23 protein-coding genes and 1 pseudogene are annotated in these 23,218 nt (G+C 70.6%); 7 read left to right on the forward strand and 17 right to left on the reverse strand.

What is annotated here, in order from left to right:
* Nucleotides 1-9: 9 nt before the first annotated feature.
* Nucleotides 10-1,197, reverse strand: a complete 1,188-nt coding sequence (locus AB4079_RS18920) for an LLM class flavin-dependent oxidoreductase (RefSeq protein WP_441788876.1) — start codon at nt 1,195-1,197, stop codon at nt 10-12.
* Nucleotides 1,198-1,338: 141 nt separating this feature from the next.
* Between AB4079_RS18920 and AB4079_RS18925 the strand changes: the two genes are divergently transcribed.
* Complete coding sequence (locus AB4079_RS18925; RefSeq protein WP_441788877.1) at nt 1,339-2,259, forward strand: DMT family transporter; 921 nt, start codon at nt 1,339-1,341, stop codon at nt 2,257-2,259.
* A gap of 38 nt (nt 2,260-2,297) precedes the next feature.
* On the opposite strand, the gene AB4079_RS18930 is transcribed toward AB4079_RS18925, so the two are convergent.
* The 10 genes from AB4079_RS18930 to kynA all read right to left on the reverse strand — a co-directional run bounded on the left by AB4079_RS18930 (nt 2,298) and on the right by kynA (nt 12,432).
* Nucleotides 2,298-3,344 carry an alpha/beta hydrolase gene (locus tag AB4079_RS18930; protein WP_441788878.1) on the reverse strand — a complete coding sequence of 349 codons (1,047 nt, stop codon included), beginning with the start codon at nt 3,342-3,344 and terminating at the stop codon, nt 2,298-2,300.
* Nucleotides 3,345-3,393: 49 nt separating this feature from the next.
* Nucleotides 3,394-5,712: a phosphoribosylformylglycinamidine synthase subunit PurL gene (purL, locus tag AB4079_RS18935; protein ID WP_441788879.1), complete on the reverse strand. Its 2,319-nt coding sequence runs from the start codon at nt 5,710-5,712 to the stop codon at nt 3,394-3,396.
* 66 nt (nt 5,713-5,778) lie between these two features.
* Nucleotides 5,779-6,585 carry a hypothetical protein gene (locus AB4079_RS18940; RefSeq protein ID WP_441788880.1) on the reverse strand — a complete coding sequence of 269 codons (807 nt, stop codon included), beginning with the start codon at nt 6,583-6,585 and terminating at the stop codon, nt 5,779-5,781.
* Nucleotides 6,582-7,139, reverse strand: coding sequence for an RNA polymerase sigma factor (locus tag AB4079_RS18945; protein ID WP_441788881.1), 558 nt, complete (start codon nt 7,137-7,139; stop codon nt 6,582-6,584). Before AB4079_RS18945 ends, AB4079_RS18940 begins: the two co-directional genes overlap by 4 nt.
* 147 nt (nt 7,140-7,286) lie before the next feature.
* The gene (purQ, locus tag AB4079_RS18950; protein ID WP_441788882.1) at nt 7,287-7,985 is read right to left on the reverse strand and encodes a phosphoribosylformylglycinamidine synthase subunit PurQ; all 699 of its coding nucleotides are present in this window, start codon (nt 7,983-7,985) and stop codon (nt 7,287-7,289) included.
* Nucleotides 7,985-8,245, reverse strand: coding sequence for a phosphoribosylformylglycinamidine synthase subunit PurS (purS, locus tag AB4079_RS18955; protein ID WP_441788883.1), 261 nt, complete (start codon nt 8,243-8,245; stop codon nt 7,985-7,987). Before purS ends, purQ begins: the two co-directional genes overlap by 1 nt.
* 48 nt (nt 8,246-8,293) lie before the next feature.
* Nucleotides 8,294-9,154, reverse strand: a complete 861-nt coding sequence (locus AB4079_RS18960; protein ID WP_441788884.1) for a PaaX family transcriptional regulator — start codon at nt 9,152-9,154, stop codon at nt 8,294-8,296.
* Complete coding sequence (locus AB4079_RS18965; protein ID WP_441788885.1) at nt 9,147-10,421, reverse strand: kynureninase; 1,275 nt, start codon at nt 10,419-10,421, stop codon at nt 9,147-9,149. Before AB4079_RS18965 ends, AB4079_RS18960 begins: the two co-directional genes overlap by 8 nt.
* Nucleotides 10,418-11,572, reverse strand: coding sequence for an amidohydrolase family protein (locus AB4079_RS18970; RefSeq protein WP_441788886.1), 1,155 nt, complete (start codon nt 11,570-11,572; stop codon nt 10,418-10,420). Before AB4079_RS18970 ends, AB4079_RS18965 begins: the two co-directional genes overlap by 4 nt.
* On the reverse strand, nt 11,569-12,432 hold the full coding sequence (kynA, locus tag AB4079_RS18975; RefSeq protein ID WP_441788887.1) for a tryptophan 2,3-dioxygenase: 864 nt from the start codon (nt 12,430-12,432) through the stop codon (nt 11,569-11,571). The genes AB4079_RS18970 and kynA overlap by 4 nt, the downstream gene beginning before the upstream one ends.
* Before the next feature lie 228 nt (nt 12,433-12,660).
* Between kynA and AB4079_RS18980 the strand changes: the two genes are divergently transcribed.
* From AB4079_RS18980 to AB4079_RS18990, 3 genes are read left to right on the forward strand one after another with little or no spacing between them, the layout of a single operon-like run.
* Complete coding sequence (locus AB4079_RS18980) at nt 12,661-13,515, forward strand: HAD family hydrolase (protein WP_441788888.1); 855 nt, start codon at nt 12,661-12,663, stop codon at nt 13,513-13,515.
* Nucleotides 13,512-14,654 (forward strand): zinc-binding dehydrogenase, encoded by a 1,143-nt coding sequence (locus tag AB4079_RS18985; RefSeq protein ID WP_441788889.1) that lies wholly within the window; start codon nt 13,512-13,514, stop codon nt 14,652-14,654. Before AB4079_RS18980 ends, AB4079_RS18985 begins: the two co-directional genes overlap by 4 nt.
* A 9-nt stretch (nt 14,655-14,663) precedes the next feature.
* Complete coding sequence (locus AB4079_RS18990; protein ID WP_441788890.1) at nt 14,664-15,266, forward strand: uracil-DNA glycosylase family protein; 603 nt, start codon at nt 14,664-14,666, stop codon at nt 15,264-15,266.
* 20 nt (nt 15,267-15,286) lie between these two features.
* On the opposite strand, the gene AB4079_RS18995 is transcribed toward AB4079_RS18990, so the two are convergent.
* Entirely contained in the window at nt 15,287-15,808 is a 522-nt protein-coding gene (locus AB4079_RS18995; protein WP_441788891.1) for a gamma carbonic anhydrase family protein, read from the reverse strand.
* Between the two features lie 91 nt (nt 15,809-15,899).
* Here AB4079_RS18995 and AB4079_RS19000 point away from each other — a divergent pair, with 91 nt between their 5' ends.
* Complete coding sequence (locus AB4079_RS19000; RefSeq protein WP_441788892.1) at nt 15,900-16,478, forward strand: PadR family transcriptional regulator; 579 nt, start codon at nt 15,900-15,902, stop codon at nt 16,476-16,478.
* A 32-nt stretch (nt 16,479-16,510) separates the two neighbouring features.
* Complete coding sequence (locus AB4079_RS19005) at nt 16,511-18,211, forward strand: MFS transporter (protein WP_441788893.1); 1,701 nt, start codon at nt 16,511-16,513, stop codon at nt 18,209-18,211.
* Between the two features lie 67 nt (nt 18,212-18,278).
* Here the strand turns inward: AB4079_RS19005 and AB4079_RS19010 are convergent.
* From AB4079_RS19010 to AB4079_RS19030, 5 genes and pseudogenes are all read right to left on the reverse strand, one after another.
* A pseudogene (locus AB4079_RS19010) lies at nt 18,279-19,079 on the reverse strand (VOC family protein); the annotation flags it as partial.
* A gap of 32 nt (nt 19,080-19,111) precedes the next feature.
* Nucleotides 19,112-19,798 carry an RraA family protein gene (locus tag AB4079_RS19015; protein WP_441788894.1) on the reverse strand — a complete coding sequence of 229 codons (687 nt, stop codon included), beginning with the start codon at nt 19,796-19,798 and terminating at the stop codon, nt 19,112-19,114.
* 65 nt (nt 19,799-19,863) lie between these two features.
* Complete coding sequence (locus AB4079_RS19020; RefSeq protein ID WP_441788895.1) at nt 19,864-20,766, reverse strand: phosphoribosylaminoimidazolesuccinocarboxamide synthase; 903 nt, start codon at nt 20,764-20,766, stop codon at nt 19,864-19,866.
* 30 nt (nt 20,767-20,796) lie between these two features.
* Nucleotides 20,797-21,150, reverse strand: coding sequence for an SHOCT domain-containing protein (locus AB4079_RS19025; RefSeq protein ID WP_441788896.1), 354 nt, complete (start codon nt 21,148-21,150; stop codon nt 20,797-20,799).
* A 10-nt stretch (nt 21,151-21,160) separates the two neighbouring features.
* On the reverse strand, nt 21,161-21,607 hold the full coding sequence (locus AB4079_RS19030) for a DUF6325 family protein (RefSeq protein ID WP_441788897.1): 447 nt from the start codon (nt 21,605-21,607) through the stop codon (nt 21,161-21,163).
* Nucleotides 21,608-21,788: 181 nt separating this feature from the next.
* Here AB4079_RS19030 and AB4079_RS19035 point away from each other — a divergent pair, with 181 nt between their 5' ends.
* On the forward strand, nt 21,789-23,033 hold the full coding sequence (locus AB4079_RS19035; protein ID WP_441788898.1) for an FAD-binding protein: 1,245 nt from the start codon (nt 21,789-21,791) through the stop codon (nt 23,031-23,033).
* Nucleotides 23,034-23,218 lie beyond the last annotated feature (185 nt).

Genomic DNA, 23,218 nt, shown 5'->3' on the forward strand with positions numbered 1-23,218 from the left:
TGTTCGATGTCAGAGCGACGGGTAGCTCGCCTGGAACTGCTCCTCGGTGTCCTGGTACGGGGATGCACCGGTCACGTTGTCGCCGCGGTTCGCGTTCGGACGCGGCTGGCGCGGGGCGCTGTCACCGTACTTGGCGAGGATCAGCGACTCGTGCGTCGGCGCGTCCACGGTCTCCGGGTCCTTCCGGGCCTCGGTCTCCTTGCGGAGCACCGGGATGACGTACTCGCCGAGCAGGTCGAGCTGCTCGAGAACCGTCTTCAGCGGCAGACCGGCGTGGTCCATCAGGAACAGCTGGCGCTGGTAGTCGCCGGCCCACTCGCGGAAGGTCAGCGTCTTGTCGATGATCTCCTGCGGGCTGCCCACGCTCAGCGGGGTGGCATCGGTGAACTCCTCCATCGTGGGGCCGTTGCCGTAGACCGGGGCCTCGTTGAAGTAGGGGCGGAACTGGTCCTTCGCGTCCTGCGAGTTCTTCGCGATGAACGCCTGGCCGCCGAGACCGACGATCGCCTGTTTCGCAGTGCCGTGGCCGTAGTGCTCGAAGCGCTCGCGGTAGAACGCGATCAGCCGCTGGTAGTGGTCCTTCGGCCAGAAGATGTTGTTCGCGAAGAAGCCGTTGCCGTAGAACGCGGCCTGCTCGGCGATCTCCGGCGTGCGGATGCTGGCGTGCCAGACGAACGGGGGAACGTCGTCCAGCGGGCGTGGTGTGGAGGTGAAGCCCTGCAGCGGGGTGCGGAAGCGTCCCTCCCAGTCGACGACGTCCTCGCGCCACAGGCGGTGCAGGAGGTTGTAATTCTCGAGGGCCAGCGGCAGGCTCTGGCGGATGTCCTGGCCGAACCACGGGTACACCGGGCCGGTGTTGCCGCGCCCGACCATCAGGTCCATGCGCCCCTTGGAGAGGTGCTGCAGCATCGCGTACTCCTCGGCGATGCGGACAGGGTCATTGGTGGTGATCAGCGTGGTCGACGTGGTGACCGTGAGCGTCTTGGTCAGCGCCGCGATGTGCGAGAGCAGGGTGCTGGGTGACGAGGAGAAGAATGGCGGGTTGTGGTGCTCGCCGATGGCGAAGACGTCCAGCCCGACCTCCTCCGCGTGCGTCGCGATCTTCACGATCGCGTCGATGCGCTCCGCCTCGCTCGGCGTCTCCCCGGATACCGGGTCGCGGGTGATGTCGCTGACGGAGAAGATTCCGTACTGCATGTCTGGCTCCTCTGTTTGTTCTCGCCGTTTCTATGCAAATGCATACAACGCCGAGTCGCAGGAAGTATTCCCGCCTCCCATGATCCCCTCCGGGTCCGATTCCCGCGTGCCCGCGTCGGTGGCAGCCGCTAACGTCGAAGGGTGAAGGTCGCTCTGCAGTTCGCCGCAATGGGGCTCGTTTGGGGCGCCAGTTTTCTGTTCATGAAGGTGGCCCTGGGAGGCGTCAGTTTCGGTCAGGTCGCGTGGGCGCGACTGGTCTTCGGCGCGGTCACGCTCGGCGTCATCGCACTGGTGATGCGCGCGCGGCTGCCGCGCGAGCCGATCGTCTGGCTGCACTTCACCGTCGTCGCGGTCACGTACTGCGTCATCCCGTTCCTGCTCTTCGCCTGGGCCGAGCAGTATGTGTCGTCGAGCCTGGCCAGCATCTACAACGCGGTCACGCCGATCACCACCGCGATCCTCGCCACGGCGGCGTTCCGCGTCGAGAAGCTCAACCGCGACCAGGTGCTGGGCGTCGCGGTCGGCATCCTCGGCGTGATCGTTGTCGTCGGACCCTGGGCGGTGGATGCGCTCGCCGGCAGCCTGTGGGGCCAGCTGGCCTGCCTCGGTGCGGTCACCTGCTACGGCTTCAGCTTCGGCTACATCCGCCGGTTCATCAGCCCGCGCGCGGTGTCGGCGACCGCGAGCGCTTTCCTCAACATCGGGATCGCTGCGGTGATCATGCTGCTGCTGACCCCGATCGTGGCCTGGGACCCGATCACGTTCAGCTGGCCCGTGCTGCTCTCGCTGCTGGCGCTCGGTGCCCTCGGCACCGGGGTCGTCTACATCTGGAACATGAACGTGCTGCGCGCGTGGGGCCCGACCATCACCTCCGGGGTCACCTACGTCACACCGGTCGTCGGAGTCGCCCTCGGCATCCTGGTGCTCGGGGAGCACCTGACCTGGAACGAGCCGGCCGGAGCGGTGATCGTGATCGGCGGCATCCTGCTCACGCAGCAGAGGGTGCGCCTGTTCACCCGGCGGCAGGCCGAGCTGGCCGCGGCCGAGGCTGCAGCGGAGTAGCCGCCCCGCTCCGCCCCGCCCCGCTCCGCCCCGCTCGATCAGTGCGTGTGCGCGGCGAGGAAGTCGATCGTCGCCGCCAGCGCCTGCCGCGCCTCGGGGTAGTGCAGGTGGAACTGGTACTCGTGGGGCAGCTTCGGCTCGTGCGGCGCCGGCCAGAACAGCTCCGTGACGTCGACGCCCTGGGCCTTGAGCGCGGCCGACATCGGGACGGACTCCGTCCAGGTCAGGCCGTCGCCGTTGCCGCCCGAGATGTAGGTGGGCGGGAAGTCGGCCGTGACGTGCTGGATGGTCGACATGGTGTTGCCCACGTATGTCTGCGACCACTCCTTGGTGCCGGTGTACGCCCAGAGCGCGGTCTTGAAACCCCAGGCGGCGATCCCCGTCAGATCGGCGAGGGCGTCGAGGTCGTAGACCCCGCAGTTGAGGATGACGCCGGACAGTTGCGACGCGTGCAGGGCTGGCGCGATCCCGAGCAGGTGGGAGTACTCCGGGTTGGTGGTGAGAGCCGCCAGCTGGCTGGCGAGCTGCGCCCCGGCGGAGTCGCCCGCCAGGACGATCTGGGTCGGGTCGATGCCGAGGCTTGCGGCGTTCTCGTTCAGGTACGCGAGTGCGTCGTTGAGTTGGTGCACCGCCGTCGGGTAGGTGGCCTCCGGACCGACGGTGTAGTTCAGGCCGACCGTGGTGTAGCCATGGCTCGCCAGGATGCGCAGGTACGGGTCGACGTTGGCAGCGGCCCCCGAGATCCAGGCGCCGCCGTGGATCCAGACGACCGTGGGCAATGGTGCCTTGGCCTGGTCCGGCCGGAACACGTCGAGCGTCGTGTCCGGGGACCCTGAGGCGTAGCGGATGCCGGTCTTCGCCGAGATCCCTGAGGTGGGCACGTACGGCTTCATCTCGGCCACCGTGTCCGCCGCGCCCTTCTCGAAGACGCTGCGGATGATGAGCGCCGACGGCCAGGGCGACGACGAGACGAGGCTGGCGGCGATCAGCACGCAGAGCAGCACGATGGCCGAACCGTAGATCAGGTTGCGGGCGAGGCCCGAGATGGGCCTGCGTGGAAGCTCGTCGGTGCGGGCGCGGCTCATGGCTTCACCGTAGCGTCAGCCTGCGCGCCCGCCGGCCTCGGCTCGCGGGTCAGGCGACCGTCGGGCCGAAGTGCTCGGGCAGGGTCGAGCGGTGCACGCCGCGCAGCTCCTCCAGGCCGACCGTGAAGAGGTCCTGCACCTCGAGCACGGGCTGGGCGCCGACCTCGGCGTCCGTCACCCCGATGCGGAGGGCCGGGATGCCGCGGCCGTCGCACAGGCCGCGGAACTTCACGTCGTCTTCGCGCGGGACGGTGACGATGACCCGCGCGGTCGACTCCGAGAACAGAGCGGTCGCCGCATCCACGCCGTCGCGCTCCTCGATCTCGGTCAGCCAGACGCGCGCGCCGACGCCGAAGCGCATGACGCTCTCGGCGAGAGCCTGCGCGAGGCCGCCGTCGGCCAGGTCGTGCGCCGACGACACCAGGCCCTCGAGGGACGCGGCGTGCAGTGCCTCCGCCAGCGAGCGCTCAGCGGCCAGGTCGACCGCCGGCGGGTGACCGCCGAGGTGGCCGTGGATGGTGCCCGCCCACGCCGAGCCGTCCAGCTCTTCGCGGGTGGTTCCCAGCAGGTAGATGTTCTCGCCCTCGTCCTGCCAGCCGGACGGGATGCGGCGCGCGACGTCGTCGATCACGCCGAGCACGCCGACGACCGGCGTCGGGAAGATCGGGGTGTCGCCGGTCTGGTTGTAGAAGGAGACGTTGCCGCCGGTGACCGGGATCTCGAGCTCCAGGCAGGCGTCCGAGAGACCCTCGACGGCCTGCGAGAACTGCCACATGACCTCGGGGTTCTCCGGGCTGCCGAAGTTGAGGCAGTCGGTGACGGCGACGGGCACAGCGCCGGACGCCGCAACGTTCCGGTACGCCTCGGCGAGCGCCAGGCGGGCGCCCTGCTTCGGGTCGAGCTGGCAGTAGCGGCCGTTGGCGTCGGTCGCGATGGCGAAGCCGAGTCCGGATTCCTCATCGACGCGGATCATGCCCGCGTCGTCCGGGAAGGCCAGCGCGGTGTTGCCGCCCACGAAATAGTCGTACTGGTCGGTGATCCAGCCCTTGTCGGCGAGGTTCGCGCTGCCGAGGAGGGCGAGCGTCTGCTCGCGCAGCTCGTCGCCGGTCGTCGGGCGTGTGAGCACCGAGGCCGAGTCGTCCTGCAGAGCGTCGATCCAGGTCGGGTAGGCGACGGGACGCTCGTAGACCGGGCCGTCGACCGCGACCGTGCGCGGGTCGACGTTGACGATCTCTTCGCCCTTCCAGTTGATGACGAGCCGGCCGGTCTCGGTGACCTCGCCCAGCACGCTGGTCTCGACATCCCACTTCGCGGTGACGGCGAGGAAGGCGTCGAGCAGCTCCGGCTTGACGACGGCCATCATGCGCTCCTGGCTCTCCGACATGAGGATCTCCTCTGCCGTGAGGCTCGGGTCGCGCAGCAGCACCTTGTCGAGCTCGACGAACATCCCACCGTCGCCGTTGGAGGCGAGCTCGCTGGTCGCGCACGAGATTCCGGCCGCGCCGAGGTCCTGGATGCCCTCGACCAGCTTGTCGCGGAACAGCTCCAGGCAGCACTCGATGAGCACCTTCTCGGCGAACGGGTCGCCGACCTGCACGGCCGGGCGCTTGGTGGGCCCGCCCGCGGAGAACGTGTCGGACGCCAGGATGCTGGCCCCGCCGATCCCGTCGCCGCCGGTGCGCGCACCGAACAGCACGACCTTGTTGCCGGCCCCGGACGCGTTCGCCAGGTGCAGGTCTTCGTGGCGGAGCACGCCGACGGACAGTGCGTTGACGAGCGGGTTGCCCTGGTAGATCGGGTCGAAATAGGTCTCGCCGCCGATGTTCGGCAGGCCCAGGCAGTTGCCGTAGAACGAGATGCCGGAGACGACGCCGTGCACGACGCGGGCGGTGTCCGGGCTGTCGATGGCGCCGAAGCGCAGCTGGTCCATCACGGCGACCGGGCGTGCGCCCATCGAGATGATGTCGCGGACGATCCCGCCGACGCCGGTCGCAGCGCCCTGGAAGGGCTCGATGTAGGAGGGGTGGTTGTGCGACTCCACCTTGAACGTGACCGCCCAGCCCTCACCCACATCCACCACGCCGGCGTTCTCGCCGATGCCGACCATGAGGTTCTTCTTCATCGCCGGGCTGACCTTCTGGCCGAACTGGCGCAGGTAGATCTTCGACGACTTGTACGAGCAGTGCTCCGACCACATCACCGAGTACATGGCGAGCTCGCCGCTGGTCGGCCGGCGGCCGAGGATCTCGCGGATGCGCGCGTACTCGTCCGGCTTGAGGCCGAGCGCTGCGTACGGCTGCTCCCGCTCGGGAGTCTCGGCGGCGTTCGCGACGGTGTCGACGACGTGGGCGGTGGCGGTGTCGGTCACGCGGGAACTCCTGGCTGGGCGGGGCAGGCGGGGGATGGGCTCCAGTCTACCGGCAGCCGCGGCGGGTCAGGCCGGGCAGCGCTCGTAGGGAATGGTCTGAACGCTGGTGTTCTCGACGGGAAGGTCCGCTGCGTCGGCGAGCTGGATGCCTACCACGCGGTCGTCGGCCATATTGAATACGATCCACGAGCCCTGGCCGTTCGTAATGCCGTACTGCGGCAGTCCCCGAAGACTCGTGGTCTGCACGCGGTCCGGGTAGGTTGCCGCGAGTTCGTCCATCGTCGAGCCCAGTCCGATGCCCTCGCTCGTCTTCGGCGAGTCCGCTCGCGATTGGGCCAATTGCGGCTGCCCGATTCCGAGAATGATAGCTGCTGTCCGTTCTGCGCCGTCCTGCGGGTGGGCGAGGCGGACGACCAGATTGCTCGTCGCGTGGAGATCCAGGTAACTCGGTGAGCAGACCGACTCGGTGACGTCCTTCAGGGTCGGAACGAGTGCTCGTTGCGTGTCGAAGGGTACCTCGAGCTTGAGGGGTCCGACGCCGTCGAATCCGATGATCCAGGTGGATGGGTCGGACGGGTCCTGCACAGGGGCTGCGACGGTCGGGGTGGGCGTCGGGGTGGGTGTCGGCGTGGGCGTGGGCGTGGGGGTGGCCGTCGCCGTCGGAGCCGCGACCGGCTTCGGGTCGAGCAGGCCGGTGCCGAGGGCGTAGGCGACGGTGCCGCCGGAGATGCTGAGGGCGAGGACCACCAGGGTGGCGATCAGTGCGGTGCGTTTGCGTCCGCCGGCGCGTCCGGGGTTCGCTGCCGCGTTGTCCACGACTAGGTTGCGGATCGCTGCTTTGCGGCGCGGGTCGAAGGTGGGCTGGTCGCTCATCGCTCTCCTCCGTTCGTCTGAAGTGTGTCGTCGCCCTGGAGCAGGGCTGCCAGCCGGGCCTTCGCGCGGGAGAGGCGCGATTTCACGGTGCCCGGTGCGATGCCGAGGGCCGCGGCGGCGTCGGCGGTGCTCAGTTCCTCGAGCACGCAGAGGGTGAGGATGTCCTGGTCGCGTCGCGGCAGCGTGGCCAGCGCGGTGCGCAGTGCGGCGCGGCGGGAGTCGCGGTCGATGCGGTCGTCGACGGCGTCGGCGTGATCGGGCGAGTACTCGGGCGGCGGGAGCTGCTGGAGTCCGTCGCGGTAGCGGCGGGACGCACGCGAGTAGTTGCGGAACACGAAGTTGGTCATCACCAGCAACCAGCCGATGACGGAGTCGTTCACCTCCCGCATCGCCTCCCGGCGGCGCCAGGCCTCCAGGAAGACCACGGCCGTCACGTCCTCGGCGTCGTGGATCGACGACGTCAGCCGGACGGCCTGCCGGAAGACACGGTCATGGTGCAGATCGAACAGCTCCCCGAACGCATCGGCGTCACCGCCGCGCACACGTTCGAGCACTCCCGGCTCGTCCAGTCGAATACCCCTCACACCTATGAAGTGTCCGCGACACCCACCCCGGTTCCCAACTTCCCCCGGCCCCTGCCAACGCTTCCTCGATAAATCCGCCGACACGCCGGTCTGAGCCCGGATTAACCGAGGAAGCGATTATGCGGCGACGAGGGTTGAGCGGATGACGGAGGTGAAGAAGGTGAGGCCGTCGGTGCCGGAGCGCATGGCGTCGCGCGTATCGGGGCCGAAGCCGGCCTCGACCGCGTGCTCGGGGTGCGGCATGAGGCCGACCACGTTGCCGCGGTCGTTGCGCACGCCGGCGATGTCGTTGAGCGAGCCGTTCGGGTTGACGCCCGCGTAGCGGAAGGCGACCATCCCCTCGCCCTCGAGGCGGTTCAGTTCCTCGGCCGAGGCGATGAAGCCGCCCTCGCCGTTCTTCAGCGGGATGACGATCTCCTGGCCCTGCTCGAAGCCGGAGGTCCACGGGGTCGCGGTGTTCTCGACGGTGAGGTGCTGGTCGCGGCGGATGAAGTTGCCGTGGTCGTTCCGGATCAGGCCGCCGGCCAGGAGGTGGGCCTCGGCGAGCATCTGGAAGCCGTTGCAGATGCCGAGCACGGGCATCCCCTTGGCGGCCGCATCCACGACCTCGGTCATGATCGGCGACAGGGAGGCGATGGCGCCGCAGCGCAGGTAGTCGCCGTAGCTGAAGCCGCCGGGCAGCACCAGGGCGTCGACGCCCTGGAGGTCGTGCTCGCCGTGCCACAGCGCGACCGGCTCCGCGCCGGCCAGCCGGACGGCGCGCAGTGCGTCGCGGTCGTCGAGCGAGCCGGGGAAGGTGATGACGCCGATGCGCATCAGGCGTCGACCTCGGCGGGGTAGTGGATGCCCACCACGTCTTCGATCACCGAGTTGGAGAGGATCTCGCCCGCAATCTCCTGGACTGTCGCGCGCACCTCGTCGTCGATCGGCCCGTCTACGGTCAGCTCGAAGCGCTTGCCTACGCGAACTCCGGTGACGCGCCCACGGCCGGTGCGCGCGAGCGCTCCGGCGACGGCCTTGCCCTGCGGGTCGAGCAGCTCGGCCTTGGGCATCACTTCAACAACGATGGTGGGCACGGGGACACTCCGCTCACTCGGGCGACAAGGTGGGGATTCGCGTCGATTCTACCGTGCGTGCTCGACCGTGTGGGCCGGGGCGGCGACGGCGGCCGCGTGGGCGACGGCGCGCGCCTCCAGGTCGGCGCGGAGCCGGAGGAACAGGGCGGCCGTCGCAGCCCCGGGCCAGCCCGGCGGGAGCGCAGCGGCGGGGAGACCGGGGTCGCGGTACGGGATGACGCGCCACTCGTCGAGGGCGCGCATCCACAGGGCGAAGGCCTGCCGGTCGTAGGAGGGCTCCGGGGCGGCACCGAAGCGGGCAAGGAACGACTCGTGGACGCGGCGGATGGCGGGAAGGTCGTACCAGCGCGCCAGGCCGGCGGCCAGGTCTCCGCGGGGTGACGCGTCGGCGAACAGGATGATGTCCGCCTCGCCCGCGATGTCCCGGGCGGCTGCGGCGAGTTCGTCTTCGAGGGCGGCCGGGGCGATCCACAGGCCATCGGCGACGGTCCCGCAGCCGAGCGCGGCGAGCCGTCGGCGGAGACGGTCGCGGCTGCCGCGGCGGCGCTCCGGAAAGGAGAAGGAGAGCAGGCACCAGGCGGATGCCTCGACGCGCGTGCCGAAGATGCGGTCGTCGCCGCGTTCCAGCATCGGGATGGCGGCCGGCTCGAGGGCGTAGCCGGCCACGCCGTCCCGCGGCTCCCGGCGCAGCACGCCCCGCGAGCACAGCCGGGCGAGGCTGGAGCGGGCGGTCGCCGCCGGGATGCCGAGGTCGCCCATCAGCCGGACGGCGCCTGCCGCGCTCACCCACCCGCCGATCGGGCGCACGACGCTGCCCACGACGGTCCGCAGCAGCGCGGTGGCGCTTCCGCTCGTCGCCTCCAGGTCGTCGGCGACGGTGACATCGGCGCTGGCGGCGACGTCAGTCATGGGTCAGTTCGCCGAGCGCATCCCGCACCGCGGCCATCCCGGCGCAGACCTCCTCGAAGCTGGTGCTGAGCGGCGACAGGCCGACGCGCAGGCCGTCCGGATCGCGGTAGTCGGGGATGACGTCGCGCTGCCAGAGCAGCGAAGTCACCTCCTGCATCGCCGGGTGGCTGAGGGTGACGTGGCCGCCTCGCCGCTCCGCGTCGCGCGGGCTGGCCAGGGTCACGCCGAGCGGTGTCAGCCACTCCTCGGCCAGCGCGATCGCGAACTCGGTCAGCGCGACGGACTTGGCACGCACCGCCGCGATGCCCGCCTCCTCGATCATCGCGATCGTGTCCCGCATGGCGAGCATCCCGACGATCGGCGGGGTTCCGCTGAGGAAGCGCCGCAGCCCGTCCGCCGGCTGGTACTCCGGACCCATCGTGAAGACGTCGCGCACGCCCATCCAGCCCTGGATGGGCTGAGCGAGGTGGGGGATGAGGCGCTCGTTCACATAGCCGAAGGCCGGCGATCCAGGGCCGCCGTTGAGGTACTTGTAGGTGCAGCCGACAGCGAGGTCGACGCCGGCCGCGTCCAGTTCCACCGGCACGGAGCCCGCCGAGTGGCAGAGGTCCCAGAGCACGAGCGCGCCCGCGTCGTGGACGATGCGGTTGATGGCGGGCAGGTCGGCGAGGAAACCGGAACGGTACGCGACGTGGCTGAGTACGACGAGAGCCGTCTCCGGACCGACCGCAGCGGCGACCTGCTCGGGGGTGACGCCGGCTTCGGTGTCCGCCTCGATCCAGACCAGGCGCAGGCCTCGCTCGCGGGCGATGCCGTCGAGCAGGTAGCGGTCGGTCGGGAAGTTGTCGGTGTCCAGCACGATCTCGCTGCGATCCGGGAGGCTGTCGACCGCTGCCCGCGCCAGCTTGTAGAGGAGGACGGTCGTCGAGTCGCCGATGAACGTCTGGCCCGGCGCGGCGCCGAGAGCTGCGCGGCCCAGGTCGTCGCCGATCGTGAACGGCAGCTCCATCCACTCCTCGTCCCAGCCGCGGATGAGGCGGTCGCCCCAGCCGTCCAGGAGGAAGCGCTGGATGCGCTCGATGCTGGCGCGCGTCGGGCGGCCGAGCGAGTTCCCGTCGAAGTAGGCGACGACCTGCGAGCTGCCGTCGTCGATGCCGGCGAAGCGGCTGCGGAAGGCGGCGAGCGGGTCGGAGGCGTCCAGTGCGCGGGCGGCGGAGAGCGGGTCCGGCGAGAGAAGGAGGGGAACGTCGGTGTCGAAGTCGGTCATGCGTCGTCCTCGGGGGTGGTGCGGTCGGAAGGTGTGGATGGAGTGGCGCGGTCGGTTGCCGTCAGCCGTGCGACGGTGAGGCCGCGTGCGGTGGCGAGCCAGCCAGGGAGGGCGTCCGGGAGGGAGCCGTGCCCCGGCGGCGCGGTGGGGACCCAGGCGACGCGCGGGCCGATGGTCGGCGGCCGGTCGTCGTCGGCGCGACGGAGCCCGGCGATCGAGCGGAGGACGGCGGCGGGATCGACGCCGGCGTCGAGCATTCCGCGCAGCTCACGCTCGTTGACGCCGACCGGGAGGCCGCCGTTGCCGAGGTCGGTGCCGTACAGCGCCCGGCCGCCCGCTCGAACGAATCGGCCGAGATTGTCGCGGGCGACGACATGCTGCTCGGTGTGGTCGCCCCAGCCGTGGATGTCGAGGGTGCTCACCCAGCTCATCCCGCGCCGTGCGGACTCCTGGATCAGCGCGTCGTCGAGACGCTCGGTGAACGGGGTGTGCGCGAGCTGGTCGGCTCCGGCGGCGACGGCGCGGGCGGTCTGGCCGGCGCCCTCCACATGCACCGTCACCGGAACGCCCTGCGCGTGAGCTTCGGCCACAATTCCGTGCAGGACGCGGTTATCCACAGTTTCGCCGGCCTCGGTGTTGAGGGTGACCTTGATGCGGGAGGCTCCGAGTATGACATTCGCCCGCACCGCCAGCCGTGCCTCCCGCTCGCCGCCGACCTCCGCCGCGGAGCCCGGCGGCCCCCACCCGGCGTTGACCGGGTAGCCGCCCACGCAGGTGATCAGCGAGCCGACGATGGCGACGGACGGCCGGGTCAGGTCGTCCGCGAGCCAGCCGGCGGCGACGGCCGGGATCCAGCCGAGGTCGATCGCGTGCGTGATACCGCCTGCGAACAGGGCGTGCTGGTCGGTGAGACCGAGGTGCGTGTGATGGTCGGTGAGCCGCGGGAACAGCGTGCCCTCGACGCGGTGGCGTCGTGCACGGGCGTGCGCGGGCACATCCTCGACGGGGTGCAGACGTTCGCCGTCGCAGCGGAACGTGCGCTCGCGGAGGAAGCGGTGGCCGTTCCAGACGGCGTCCGCGGTGACGTAGGCGTCGGCCTCCGGCTCGGCCGGTCGGCCGGGCTGGTCACGTGCCGAGCCCGGTTCGCTCACGCGGGCGCGCCGATCTCCGTGCGCACGGCGTACAGCTCCGGGAAGAACGTGAGGTCGAGCGCCTTCTGCAGGAACGCCGATCCGCTCGATCCGCCGGTGCCGGTCTTCATGCCGATGGTGCGCTGGACGGTCTTGAGGTGACGGAAGCGCCAGAGCTGGAAGTTGTCCTCCAGGTCGACGAACTCCTCGCACGCCTCGTACTCGCGCCAGTGGTCGGTCGCGTTCTCGTAGATGCCGCGGAACACCGGCACGAGCTCCGGCGTGAAGACGTGCGCCTGCGTGACGTCGCGGTCCAGGAGCGCGGCCGGGACGGCGAAGCCGGCACGAGCGAGGTAGCGCAGGAACTCGTCGTAGATGCTCGGCGCCTCGAGCAGACTCGCCAGCAGGGCGTGCGCTTCGGGGTCGCTCTCGAAGACGCTGAGCATGCGGCGGTTCTTGTTGCCGAGCACGAACTCCACTGCGCGGTACTGGTACGACTGGAAGCCCGACGAGTTGCCGAGGAAACCGCGGAACTCCGCGTACTCGGTGGGCGTGAGCGTGGCCAGCACGGACCACTGCTCGGTCAACGTGCGCTGGATGTGCTTCACCCGGGCGATGCGTTTGAGCGCGGGCGAGAGGTCGTCGGCGCGCAGCAGGTCGCGGGCCGACTCCAACTCGTGGAGCACGAGCTTCAGCCAGAGCTCGGTGGTCTGGTGCTGGATGATGAACAGCAGCTCGTCGTGATGCTCCGGGCGGCTCACCGGACGCTGCGCGCTGAGCAGCGTCCCGAGGTCGAGGTAGGAGCCGTACGACATCCGTTCCCGGAAGTCGGTGACGATCTCGGGATCGAACTCGCGGGTGTTGTCGCCATCGGCTGCCATGCTGCAATTCTGCGCCGGTCGTCGGAAAAGTGCAACACCTCCTGTCGACGTGCGCCGACTCCCGCTGTCTCTGGCCGTCCTCCGTCCGTTCACCGCGGCGTTACCGGTAGTTGCGCACGCCGACGCACCCGGCTCCTAGCCTGACGGGGTTCGGGGTGGCGCGGCAGCGGCCAAGCCCTCCGATCGCACGTCGATGAGGCGGCAGAAGGCGCGACGAAAGGCACGACGATGACCCCTGACGGACGCATCACCAGTGAATTCGACGATGTAACGCCGCATCCCCGGTCGATCGGCCTGGAGGACGTCGGCCTGGAGGATTGGGACGAGTTCGAGGACGGTCTCGACGATGCCGCCGAAACGGACGACAGCGACGCGGGCGCTGATCGCGACGACGACCTCGCCGACCTGGAGCTGGTCGTGCTCGACCTGGCCGGGACCACCGTCATCGACGACGGGCTCATCGAGCGCGCCTTCGCGCGCGCGGCAGCGGCCGCAGGGATCGGTGCCACGCCGGAGGAACGCGCGGCCGCTTTCGCCTTTGCGCGGGAGGCCGTCGGCCTACCCACCGTCGGCGTCTTCCAAACGCTCACCAGCGACGACGACCAGGCGCAGCACGCCAACGCCGTGTTCGAGTCGACCTACGCCGACCTCGTCGACGCGCAGGGTCTGCGCGCCGTCCCCGGCGCAGAGGAGCTCATCCGCCGCCTCCGGTCGACCGGCGTCAAGGTCGCGCTCACCTCGAGCCTTTCTCCGCGCAGCCGGGATGTGGTGCTCGACGCCCTCGGCTGGACCGACCTGGCCGACGTGACGCTGACCCCGGGCGATGCCGGCCGTGACCGGCCCTTCCCCGACCTGCCGCTGACCGCCCTGCTGCGCACCGGCGCATCCAGTGTCGAGGGGATGGTCCTGGTGGCTGACACCGCGAGCGGCATCGCGTCGGGGATCGCAGCGGGCGCCGGCCTGGTGGTCGGAGTGCTGACCGGTGCGCACGACGAGCAGACCCTGCTCGACGCGGGCGCCGACGCCGTGCTTCCGAGCGTCGCCGACCTGCCCGAGCTGCTCGGCTACGAGCACGTCCGGTGACCATCAAGGCGGTCACCCCACGCGTCGTCGAGCCGCCTGCCCGCCTCGGGATGGGGGTGAGCGTGTACCCGTCGGCCACCGCGATGGTGTGGCCAGGCGACGGGCACGCGCACGAAGCGGTCGCCGTGCCGGGGGTCCGCCTGGCGCCCGGCGACGTGCTCGCGGAGGTGGAGCTCGCCACGGTCTGCGGCTCCGACATCCACACCGTGCTCGGTCAGCAGCAGGCGCAGGCGCCCCTGGTGCTCGGCCACGAGCAGGTCGGCCGCGTGATCGCGCTCGGCCGGGGCGGCGCCAAGACGACCGACGGCCATCGCGTCGCGCTGGGGGAGCGGGTCGTCTGGTCGGTGGCCGTCCCCTGCGGCCGGTGCGCCAGGTGCCGTCGCGGGCTGCCGCAGAAGTGCGCGAATCTGCAGAAGTACGGCCACGAGCGGATGCGGCGCGGCTGGGAACTGTCGGGCGGCTTCGCGACGCACACGCACATCCTGGACGGGACGCCGCTGGTGCGTGTACCGGACGACATCCCCGCCGAAGTGCTCGCGCCCGCTTCGTGTTCGACCGCGAGCGTCGCCGCCGCCCTGGAGGCGGCGTCCGCGATCGTCCCGCTCGAGGGCGCGCTTGTGGTGATCGCCGGGGCCGGGATGCTGGGTCTGACCGCGACGGCGATGGCGACCGACGCGGGCGCGCGCGTCGTCGTCAGCGAGCCACTGCCGCACCGGCGGGAGGCTGCCCGCGCGTTCGGCGCGGTCGCGGTCGCGGACCCCGCCTCGCTGTCCGCGGTGCTCGCCAAAGCCGGCGGCCGGACGACCGCGCCGACGATCGCGCTGGAGCTGTCCGGTGACCCGGCGGCCGTCCGGTCGTTGCTCGGTGCAGTGGATGTGGGGGGCGTGCTGGTCCTCGTCGGCTCGGTCACGACCGGCCCCGAGCTCGGCATCATCCCGGAACAGCTGGTGCGCAACCTGCTCACCATCCGCGGTGTGCACAACTATGCGCCGCGGCACCTGGAGCAGGCGGTGCGGTTCCTCGCCGACGCCTGGCAGCGCTATCCCTTCGCGGCCCAGGTGGGCGAGACGTTCCCGCTCGCCGAGGTGGACCGGGCCCTGGCCGCCGCCTCGCACCCGCGGGTCGCCGTCCGGCCGTAGCCTGGGGTGGTGTTCGACCGCTTCTTCGAGATGATCCGCGAGGTGCCCGCGCCGGACGACGCCGAGCTGCTGTTCGGGCACGACGACCTGGGCCGGCTGCGCGAGCGCAACCTGCGACGCTACCTGGACGGTCCGCACGCGCCGATCCTGCTGCTCGGCGAGGCGCCCGGCTGGCGAGGGATGACCGTGACCGGCGTGCCCTTCACGTCGGTGCGCGAGGTGGAGGCCGGGGTGCTGCCGGGACTGGAGCTCCCGCCGGTGCCGCAGGCGCCGTGGGAGGCATCCAGCCGAGTGTTCTGGGAGACGATGCGCCAGTGGCGCGGCCCGCTCCCGCTGTCGTGGCCGGTGTATCCGCACCACCCCTTCGAGAGAGGGCGGCCGCACACGAACCGCACGCCGCGGTCGTCGGAGGTGCGGGCGGGCGGCCCGGTCGCCGATGAGCTGATCCGCGCCCTGGGCATCCAGACGGTCGTCGCTGTCGGCCGCAAGGCGCAGGGCGCGCTCGCCGAGGCGGGCATCGAGGCGCCGGCGGTGCGGCATCCCGCACAGGGCGGCGCGAAGCTGTTCACCGACCAGCTGCTCGCCCTCAACCGGGCGATGCTCGACGCCTGAGCCCCGACCCCCGGTACGCCTCAGTCGATCGGCGTCGCCTGCCGGTGCTCGGCCGTCTTCTGCACGTACCCGGCAGCGTTCCGCGCGATGGCCTCCCGCTCCTCGTCGGTGAGCTCGCGGCGCACCTTGGCCGGGACGCCGGCGACCAGCGAGCGCGGCGGGATGACGGCCCCCTGCGTCACGACCGCCCCGGCCGCGATCAGCGAGCCGGAGCCGACGCGGGCTCCGTTCATGACCGTGGCGCTCATCCCGACCAGCACGTCGTCCTCGATGGTGCAGCCGTGGAGCACCGCGTTGTGCCCGACCGAGACGTGCGCGCCGACCGTGAGCGGGAAGCCGGTGTCGACGTGCGCCGACACGTTGTCCTGCAGGTTCGACTCGGCTCCGATGGTGATGGGGGCGTTGTCCGCCCGGACCACCGCGCCGTACCAGACGCTCGCGCCGGCGGCGAGGGTGACGTCGCCGACGACCGTCGCTCCCGGCGCGACCCACGCATCGTCGGCGACCTGTGGCGACCGGTCGCCCGGCAGTGAGTACAGCATGGTCACTCCTTTGTTCACCTGCCGTTCACGGTACTTGACTCGCATTGACCCGTGCCGTATATTCCTTCTGGAATAATCAACCCGGAACAATATGACTGAACCACGCACCCTCACTCCCCTCGCCGTCGCGGCGCTCGCGCTGCTCGCCGAGGGCCCGTCGCATCCGTACGAGATGTACCAGACCCTGGTGCAGCGCTCCGAGGACCGGCTCGTGAAGGTGCGCCCCGGCTCGCTCTACCACACCGTCGACCGCCTGGCGCGGCACGGTCTGGTGCGCGCGACGGGCACCGAGCGCGAAGGCAACCGCCCCGAGCGCACCACGTATGCGATCACCGAGGACGGCACGAACGCCCTCTCCGAACGCGTCGCCGACATCATCGCGACCCCCGTCAACGAGTTCCCCGAGTTCCCCCTCGGCCTCGGGGAGTCGCACAACCTGCCCGTCGAGACCGTCATCGCGCTGCTCCGCAAACGCGTCGGGCTCATCCGGGCGGACATCGCCGTCTACGACGACGGGATCCGGACCGTGCGGGCGAAATCGCTGCCCGCCAAGTACTGGGTGGATGTGCGCTACCAGCGCGCAATGGCGGAGGCCGACGCGGCCACGCTCGAAGCCCTCATCGACGACCTCGAAACGGGAGCCCTCTCCTGGGATGAGGAAAAGCACTGAGCGACCCCGCTCTCAACAGGAAGAACGTGACAATGGAACGCGAACTGAAGCCGTGGCCGGCCCTCTGGGCCCTGGTCATCGGGTTCTTCATGATCCTGATCGACACCACCATCGTGTCGGTCGCCAACCCCTCGATCATGAAGGGCCTCAACCTCGGGACGGACTACAACGCCGTCATCTGGGTGACGAGCGCCTACCTCCTCGCCTACGCAGTGCCGCTGCTCATCACCGGGCGACTGGGTGACCGGTTCGGCCCGAAGAACCTCTACCTCTCCGGCCTCGTGGTCTTCACGCTGGCCTCCGCCTGGTGCGGGTTCTCCGGCAGCATCGGCATCCTCATCGCCGCTCGCGTCGTGCAGGGTCTCGGCGCCGCGTTGATGACGCCGCAGACCATGGCGGTCATCACCCGCATCTTCCCGCCGGACCGCCGCGGTGCGGCCATGGGCCTGTGGGGAGCCGTGGCCGGCGTCGCGACGCTGGTCGGTCCGATCCTCGGTGGCGTTCTGGTCGACAGCCTCGGCTGGGAGTGGATCTTCTTCATCAACGTGCCCGTCGGCATCGTCGCGTTCATCCTCGCGGTGCGCCTGGTGCCGAAGCTGCAGACCCACAACCACAGCTTCGACATCCTCGGCGTGATCCTCTCGGCGGTCGGCATGTTCCTGCTGGTATTCGGCATCCAGGAGGGCGGCACCTACGACTGGGGTGTCATCTGGGGCCCGATCACCGTCTGGGGCCTCATCATCTCCGGCATCGTGGTGCTCGCCGGGTTCGTGGTCTGGCAGGCCTTCAACAAGAAGGAGCCGCTGCTCCCGCTGCCGCTCTTCCGGGACCGCAACTTCTCGCTGTCGAACGCCGCAATCACCACCGTCGGGTTCGCGGTCACCTGCATGGCGCTGCCGCTGGTGTTCTACTTCCAGACCGTCCGCGGCCTGACCCCGACCGAGTCGGCTCTGATGCTCGCACCGATGGCCGTCTCCACCGGCGCACTGGCCCCGATCGTGGGACGCCTCATCGACCGGGTCAACCCGCGGAACATCGCGGTCGCCGGCCTGGTGCTGTTCGCACTCTCGCTGGGTCTCTACTCGTGGATGCTCTCGCCCGACGTCAACATCTGGCTGCTGCTTATCCCGAGCTTCACCCTCGGCATTGCGATGTCGGGCGTGTGGGGTCCGATCTCCACCACGGCGACCCGAAACCTCCCGATGAACCAGGCAGGCGCCGGCTCCGGCGTCTTCAACACCACCCGCCAGATCGGCGCCGTGCTGGGTAGCGCATCCATCGCCGCCCTCATCTCGAGCCGGCTGACAGCCGACCTGCCGAAGGCGCCGGGTGGCGCAGCCAACGCCAGCGGGGCCGCCTCCGGCACCGAACTGCCTCAGTTCCTGCACGCCGGGTTCACCCAGGCCATGTCAGAGGCTCTGCTGCTGCCTGCCGCGGTCGCCTTCCTCGGCGCCCTCGTGGTCATCTGGTGGGAGCGGCCGAAGCCGCGTGCCTGGGGCGCGGCGGCTCCGGCCGGAGCTTCGGCCGGTGTTCCGGCCGACGCCGGTGCCGTCGAGCCGGTCGCCGTCGGAGCGACGGAGGCCGCGAGCTCGACTCACGGTTCCCACGCGGCCCCGGTCCCGGTGGATGCGAAGCCGCACGGCTCGCACGCCGCCCCGGTCCCACCCGCGACGGATGTCGCGCCCGGTGAGGAGCCGCCGCACGGCGTCCACGCCGCCCCGGCCACCGACTGACCGGAGACCCGGCCGATAAGACGTGAAAGAGGGAGGAGGTCGCAGCCATCCCGGCTGCGACCGCGGCGACACCGTAGTGCCGCATCCGCTCGCTCAGCTCGCCGAGGTCGTCGGCCGACGGCACCCGGATCTCGACCTGGCCGAGGCCCAGCGCCAGCCGGCGGCGGCCAGCGCCTCGACTGTTCCAGGTGTTCATGGCCATGTGGTGGTGGTAGCCGCCGGCACTGACGAACAGCGCGCTGCTGCCCAACTCCGCGGTCGTCTCGAAGCCCAGCCGGTCGACGTAGAAGGCGCGTGCGGACGCGACGTCGCCGACGGACAGGTGCACGTGGCCGACGGCGGCGTCCCCGAACGACGCGATGCCGTCGGCCTCGGCCAGGGCCGCGCCGCGTTCGGTGAGGTGCTCGGTGAGGAAGGCGTTCGGGTCCAAATACAGCGTCGCCATCTCGACCTGGCCGTGCGTCCAGCTCCACAGGCTGCGGTCGCGGTCCCAGTACAGCTCGACGCCGTTCCCCTCCGGGTCGGTGAAGTAGAAGGCGGTGCTGACCAGGTGGTCGGCGCTGCCGGTGAAGGTGCCCGGCGCTCGGCGGGCGACGGAGTAGATCGCGGCGGCCAGCGCCTCCTGCGTGTCGAACACGATCGCCGTGTGGAACAGCCCCGCCTCGCCGGGCGACGCGTGCTGCAGCTCCGGAGCGTGCTCCAAGATCACCGCGGGCGTCGTGCCGCGGCCCAGGATGACACGGTGGCCCTCGGCGGCCAGCACGTCGAGCGTGACGGCGTCGCGGTAGTAGGCGGTCATGGCGTCGAGGTCGGCGACGCGGAGCGTGACCGCACCCATGGCGGAGTCGGCGGGCAACAGTTCGGGCATACCTGTTGAACGCCGGGCGGACCGGGACTATTTCACGTCTCGATCGCACCGCCGTTTTCGGCGAGGTACCGGCGGAGGGTCAGCGTGGGATCGGCGGCCTGCTCCCGTCGGTAGCGCGAGAAGTCGAGCTGGTCGCGCAGCGAGGAGCCCCCGCGCATCCGCTCGGCCTGCGCCCCCTCGACGGTCTGGATGCGCGACGCCTCCGCGAACAGCCGCTCCCGGTCGGCAGCGGCGACGACGAGCACGCCGTCGTCGTCCGCGACGATCCAGTGCTCCGGAGTCACCGCGACCCCGTCGAGGACGGCGGAGCGCATCGCGGTCCCGGCCGGCGGCACGCGGCGCGGGCCGAAGGGATGCGCTCCCCGGCTGAACACCGGAAGCCCGATCTCGCGCAGCTGCGCCGTATCGCGGTGCCGGCCCCAGATCACCGCGCCGGACAGCCCCGCGGTCGCCGCCTCCAGCAGCATGAGGTCGCCCACGCAGGCCTCGTCGTCGCGGCCGCCGTTGTCCACCACCAGCACGGCGCCCGGCGGTGCGTCGTCGATGGTCTCGAGCAGCACATCCACGCTGCCCAGGTGCGTCACGGGAGCGGCGGGGCCGGCGAAGGGATGCCCGGGCAGCAGGGCGAGCAGGCTGACCGGCGCCGTGCAGACGGGAAGGCCGAGGCGGACGGCGGCGTCGGCGACGGCGGCCGTGGCGGGAGGGGTGATCGCGTCCATGAACGGACGCTATACCGCGCGGCATGCGCGCGGGGGCATGCCACCGAACGTGGACCGGTACCCGGCTAGTGTCCGGTCAGCCGCTCCAGCAGCTCGCGATATCGTCCGGCGGTCCGCTCGACCACGTCGGCCGGCAGCTGCGGGGGAGTACCGCTCTTGTCCCAGTTCGCCGCGAGCCAGTCGCGGACGATCTGCTTGTCGAAGCTGGCCATCCGCTCCTCCGCCGTGGCGCCCGCAGTGTAGGCGGCGGCATCCCAGAAGCGGCTCGAGTCGCTGGTGAGGACCTCGTCGGCGAGGGTGATCTCGCCGGTGCTGCGGTCGGCGCCGAACTCGAACTTGGTGTCGGCGATGATGACGCCGTGGCGCTCCGCGATCGCCGCCCCGCGCTCGTACACGTGCAACGAGAGGCGGCGCAACTCTTCGGCCACCTCCGCTCCGACCAGCTCGACGGTGCGCTCGAAGCTGATGTTCTCGTCGTGCTCGCCCAGCGGCGCCTTCCAGGCCGGCGTGTAGATGGGCTCGGGCAGGCGGTCGCCGTTCTGAAGGCCACCGGGCAGCGTGATCCCGCAGACGCTCTGCGACTCCCGGTACTCCGCCCACCCGCTGCCGGTGAGGTAGCCGCGGACGACGCACTCGATCGGGAACATGTCGAGCGGCTTCACCAGCATCGATCGACCGGAGACGGCCGACGGGATGCGCTCCACGACACGGTCGCCGACCAGGGTGTGGTCGGGGATGAGGTGGTTCGGCACGTCGTCGAGCTGGTCGAACCACCACAGGCTCAACGTGGTCAGCAGCTCGCCCTTGCCCGGGATGCCGGGCTCCAGCACGTGGTCGAACGCGCTCACCCGGTCGCTCGCGACGACGAGCACGCTGTCGGCGACGGCGAGCCCGTCCGCGCCCCCTGGCACGTACAGGTCGCGCACCTTGCCCGAGTAGACGTGGACCCAGCCCGGAAGTTCGCTCACCCGTCCATCGTAGAGGGATGCGCGGAAGCGCTACGCGAGCAGCTTCGCCTTCGCCCCGGCGAACTCCTCGTCCGTGAGCACGCCCTGCGAGTGCAGTGTGGCGAGCTGCTGCAGCTTCGCCATCATGTCGTCGCCCGCGGCCGGCGCTGCCGGAGCGGCCTGCTGCTGCATCGCCGCCTGCTGCGCCGCAGCCTGCTGAGCCATCTGCTGCATCTGCGCCTGCTGTTCGTCGGCTTGCGCCTGCTGCTGGTCGTACTGACCCTGCGCCCTCTGCTGCTGGCGTCGTTGCACGTTCCCGGAGACCGCCGTGGCGGTTCCCGCGACGACCGCCGTGCGTGCCGCCATCCCGATCAGTCCCGGGCGTCCCATCCGTCCAAACGGCATGGTGTCCTCCTCAGCTCTCCGTTGTTTCGAGTTCTTCGTACGCCTCGGCCGCGACCGCGTTCAGAACGGGCGCAGGGATGCGCTCGCTGTGCAGCACGACGCCGCCGGACTCGAAGAAGCGGCTGGCCAGGGTCTTCGCCCACAGGTGCTCGATCACGAGCACCGCTCCCGTGGACCCCGGCTCGAGCAGCTCCGCGATGTCCTGCACGTCCTCGTCGCCGGCGAGACCGCTGGCGTCGAGTGTGACGTCGGTCATCCCGATCTCGTCGCCGATCTCCTCCAGCTCGATGATGTCGACACTCCCGTCGGGATGCCGCTCCACGAAGACCAGGTCGAGGAGGCGGACGGTTCCGCTCTCGACGAGGTCGAGGATCGCCTGAACGACCCCTGCCGACGGCCTGTCCGTGTCGAACTGCGCGACCATGAACTCCGCCGGACCGTACTCGAATTCCGCCATGACAGCCCCTCTCTCGGGCACCCACCCTGCTTTTCAGGGGCACCATACTGCTCGCCCACCCGGCCCGGCAACGCATGTTTTCGATCCCCTCGCCGGGCCGTTGCGGGTCCGGTCGCATCCGTAGGATGAGGGGAGTCGAACGGCCGGCCGGCCGCCGACGGGGACCCGAGGAAGGGCCGTGATGACCGAGAAGAACTGGGCAGGCAACTACGAGTACCGCGCCGAGCGGATCGCCCGGCCGACGTCGGTGGAGGAGCTGCGCGACCTCGTCGTCGGTGCCCCGGCGGTGCGGGCTCTGGGCAGCCGGCACTCCTTCAACGACCTCGCGGACACCGACGGACTGCTGGTCAGCATGGCGGGCCTGCCCGGAGCGGTGCGCATCGACGAGGCGTCGCGCACGGTGACGGTCGGCGGCGGCGTCCGTTACGGCGACCTCGCCCGCGACCTGCAGGACGCCGGCTGGGCCCTCCACAACCTGGCGTCGCTGCCGCACATCTCGGTCGCCGGGGCCATCGCGACGGCGACCCACGGCTCCGGGGACCGGAACGGCAACCTGGCCACCGCCGTCGCCGGCCTGCGCATCCTGAACGGGTCAGGCGAGCTCGTCGCCCTGCGGCGCGGAGACGACGACTTCGACGGCGCGGTCGTCGCACTCGGGGCGCTCGGCGTCGTCACCGAGGTGACCCTCGACATCCGCCCGACGTACGATGCGCGCCAGCGGCTGTTCGGCGGCGTGCCCTGGGATGCGGTGCTCGGCCGGTTCGACGAGCTCACCTCAGCGGCGTACAGCGTCAGCCTGTTCACGACCTGGGCCGAGGAGACGGTCTCGCTCGCCTGGCTCAAGGAGCTGGACGGCGTCCAGACGGCTGTCGGGGACGACTTCTTCGGCGCGCCGGCCCTGACCGAGGCGCGCCACATGATCCCGACGATGGATGTGCGCAACACGACCGAGCAGCTCGGCGTCGTCGGACCGTGGAGCGAGCGGCTGGCGCACTTCCGGTTCGCGTTCACGCCGTCGAACGGCGAGGAGATCCAGTCGGAATACCTCGTCCCGCGAGCGAAGGCGGTCGAGGCGATCGAGGCCGTGCGAGCGCTCGGCCCGGTGATCGCCCCGCTGCTGCAGATCAGTGAAATCCGCACGGTCGCCGCCGACGAGCTGTGGCTGTCCAGCGCCTACCAGACGGATGTCGTCGGCCTCCACTTCACGTGGTTCCGCGACCAGGCCGGGGTGGAGGCGGTGCTTCCGCAGGTGGAGGCGGCGCTGCTGCCGCTCGGCGCGCGCCCGCACTGGGGCAAGCTGTACGTCGACCGCGACCACGTCGTCCCGTCGCTCTACCCGCGCCTCACCGCCTTCGCGTCCCTGGCGGCCCGCTTCGACCCCGCCGCCCGCTTCCGCAACCCCTTCCTCACCAACCTCCTCCCCTAACCCCCACCGTCGAGTACACACTTTCTGCACGCGACGCGCCGGGCTGGGTCTAGTGGTGGATGCAACGGGCTGATCCGGGAGGATTCTGCTCATGGTCGGGACACGGTTGTCGGTGGTGGAGCGCGGCAAGATTGAGGCGTTGTGGGGGCAGGGTTTGCGGATTCCGCAGATCGCTGTGGTGTTGG

Origin of the sequence: Leifsonia sp. 2MCAF36 (genome assembly GCF_052115525.1) — a bacterium.
Lineage (GTDB): Bacteria > Actinomycetota > Actinomycetes > Actinomycetales > Microbacteriaceae > Leifsonia.

Bases quoted from the DNA above. Each gene is read 5' to 3' on its own strand.
- AB4079_RS19025 (WP_441788896.1), bottom strand. From the start codon at position 21,150: ATGCCGTTTGGACGGATGGGACGCCCGGGACTGATCGGGATGGCGGCA.
- AB4079_RS19035 (WP_441788898.1), top strand. From the start codon at position 21,789: ATGACCGAGAAGAACTGGGCAGGCAACTACGAGTACCGCGCCGAGCGG.
- AB4079_RS18940 (WP_441788880.1), bottom strand. From the start codon at position 6,585: ATGAGCGACCAGCCCACCTTCGACCCGCGCCGCAAAGCAGCGATCCGC.
- AB4079_RS19015 (WP_441788894.1), bottom strand. From the start codon at position 19,798: ATGGACGCGATCACCCCTCCCGCCACGGCCGCCGTCGCCGACGCCGCC.
- AB4079_RS18980 (WP_441788888.1), top strand. From the start codon at position 12,661: ATGACCCCTGACGGACGCATCACCAGTGAATTCGACGATGTAACGCCG.
- AB4079_RS18965 (WP_441788885.1), bottom strand. From the start codon at position 10,421: ATGACCGACTTCGACACCGACGTTCCCCTCCTTCTCTCGCCGGACCCG.
- AB4079_RS19005 (WP_441788893.1), top strand. From the start codon at position 16,511: ATGGAACGCGAACTGAAGCCGTGGCCGGCCCTCTGGGCCCTGGTCATC.
- AB4079_RS19000 (WP_441788892.1), top strand. From the start codon at position 15,900: ATGACTGAACCACGCACCCTCACTCCCCTCGCCGTCGCGGCGCTCGCG.
- AB4079_RS18960 (WP_441788884.1), bottom strand. From the start codon at position 9,154: ATGACTGACGTCGCCGCCAGCGCCGATGTCACCGTCGCCGACGACCTG.
- kynA (WP_441788887.1), bottom strand. From the start codon at position 12,432: ATGGCAGCCGATGGCGACAACACCCGCGAGTTCGATCCCGAGATCGTC.
- AB4079_RS18995 (WP_441788891.1), bottom strand. From the start codon at position 15,808: ATGCTGTACTCACTGCCGGGCGACCGGTCGCCACAGGTCGCCGACGAT.
- purQ (WP_441788882.1), bottom strand. From the start codon at position 7,985: ATGCGCATCGGCGTCATCACCTTCCCCGGCTCGCTCGACGACCGCGAC.
- AB4079_RS19030 (WP_441788897.1), bottom strand. From the start codon at position 21,607: ATGGCGGAATTCGAGTACGGTCCGGCGGAGTTCATGGTCGCGCAGTTC.
- AB4079_RS18920 (WP_441788876.1), bottom strand. From the start codon at position 1,197: ATGCAGTACGGAATCTTCTCCGTCAGCGACATCACCCGCGACCCGGTA.
- AB4079_RS18930 (WP_441788878.1), bottom strand. From the start codon at position 3,344: ATGAGCCGCGCCCGCACCGACGAGCTTCCACGCAGGCCCATCTCGGGC.